The 1,950-nt window shown below is 72.7% G+C and carries 2 protein-coding genes; both read right to left on the bottom strand.

Annotated features, from left to right (window positions below; all coding sequences use genetic code 11):
- On the bottom strand, positions 1-1,014 hold a 1,014-nt coding region (locus tag DEJ17_RS17410), incomplete at its 3' end, for a hypothetical protein (RefSeq protein WP_110895666.1).
- Between the two features lie 34 nt (positions 1,015-1,048).
- Positions 1,049-1,950, bottom strand: a 902-nt coding sequence (locus DEJ17_RS17405) for a M23 family metallopeptidase (protein WP_146239765.1), incomplete at its 5' end; no start/stop codon positions are given.

Raw genomic sequence — 1,950 nt, 5'->3', positions numbered from 1 at the left:
TGCCGGGGCGGGCGCCGGCTTGCTCGGCGTGCTGGGGGTGCTCGGCTTGTTCGGGGTGCTCGGCTTCGCGGGGGTGCCGGGGTTCGACGGGGTGCTGGGCTTGGACGGCGTGCTCGGGACGGCCGGGCTGGAGGTCCCGCCGCCGGTGCCGCCCGTGTTGCCGGTCTTGCTGCCGCTCGTGCCCCCGCCGGTGGCGTTCCCGGTGCCGGAGCCGTTCCCGGTGCCGGCGTCGCGCGTCTGCTTGGCGATGGCGGCCGCGGCGGCCTTCGCCTGCTGCGCACTCCAGTACGCGGTCTCCGTCGCGACGCTCGTGCCCTTCAGGTACGCGAGCTGGCGCAGGACCTCGGCCTGCTGGTCCTGTTCCTTCTGCACCCGGGCCTGGGCGCCTGCGGCCACGTCGTTGGCCGTCGCGAAGGTGGTCTTCGTCGCCTCGGTCGCCTTGCTCAGGGCCTTCTCTGCGGCGGACTGCTGGGCAGCCAGGGACTCGACGGTCTTCTGGTCGGCGCGTGCCTCGGCCAGGACGGTCGCGGAGCGCTCGGACAGGTGCGACATCGTGCCGACGCGGTAGAGCAGGTCCTTCGAGTCCGACGAGTCCATGAGCATCGTCGTCGACAGGTCACCGCCGCCCGTGCGGGACAGCTCGACCACGAGCCCGGCGACCTGGCCGGCAGAGTCGTCCGCCCGGTCCTTCGCACGCTTCGACTGCGCGGACAGGTCGGTGAGGGTGTCCTTCGCCTCCTGCTGCTGCGACGCCGCCAGGGCGTACGCCTGCCCGGCCTGCTGCTCGGCGACACCTGCCTGGTCGGCGGCGTCCTGCAGCGTGCCGAGCCGGTCGCTCAGCTCGTCGACCGTCTGCTGGGCGTCGGCCGCGTCGGACTTGGCGGCCTTGACGTCGTCCCAGGACGGACCAGAGGGCGCGGCCTGGGCCGGTCCGGCGATGACGACCGACAGGCCGATGCCGAGCACGGCGATGGTCGCGATCCCGCAGGAGAACGAGCGAGCGGAGGTGGTCATGACGTGGAAGGACTCGTTCCGGTGGCGCTGATGCTCATACCGAGATCCCCCGCGCTGCCATGAAGGGGACCGGGTCGACGGCAGCGCCGTTGATCCGGGTCTCGAAGTGGAGGTGGCACCCGGTCGACCAGCCGGTCGAGCCGATCTTGGCGATCTGCTGTCCCGCGGTGACGTGCTGGCCGGCGGTGACCATGATCCCGCCGTCGACGACGTGGCCGTACGCGGTGGAGATGCCGCCGCCGTTGTCGAGGATGACCTCGTTGCCGTACCCGCCACCGTTGCCGGCGAAGGTGACGGTGCCGTCGTGCGCCGCGTAGATCGGGGCGTAGCAGGCCGGGGCCAGGTCGACACCGGCGTGCAGGGCGCTGACGTGCGTGTAGGGGTCGACGCGGTAACCGTAGGGGCTGGTCTGGAACCCACCGGCGGGTCGGACCCACCCGGCCGGGTTGGCGCTGCCGCCACCGGTGCCGCCCTGGCTGGTCGCTGCGGCCTTGGCTGCTGCCTTCGCGGCGGCTGCGGCGAGGCGGGCCTGGCGGGCCTTCTCGGCGGCGACGCCCTTGCGGTAGTCGGCCTCGACGCCCCGCTGCTTCGAGGTGAGCGCGGTCAGCTGCGCCTCGAGCCGCGACTCGTTGTCGTTCTGGGCGTCCACCGCGGTCTGTGCGGCGTCGGCGGCTCCCTGGGCCTGCTGCATCTTCGACTGCGCGGCGTCGGCGAGGTCCCCGAGGGCCTGCTTGGCACGATCGGCCTTGTCGGCGAGCCCCTGGGCCACGCCGCGGTCCTGCGAAGCCTGCGCGTAGATGCCCTCGGACTGCTCGCTGAGCTTCGACATGGCGCCGAGCTCGTAGAGCAGGTCGCCGGAGTCGGACGGGTGCGTGAGGATGTCCGTCGTCACGTCGTCACCGCTGGTGCGACCGAGCTGCGCGGCGAGTTGACCGG

It is taken from the genome of Curtobacterium sp. MCSS17_011 (genome assembly GCF_003224275.1).
GTDB lineage: Bacteria > Actinomycetota > Actinomycetes > Actinomycetales > Microbacteriaceae > Curtobacterium.
This window is presented reverse-complemented; position numbering and strand designations above follow the sequence as displayed.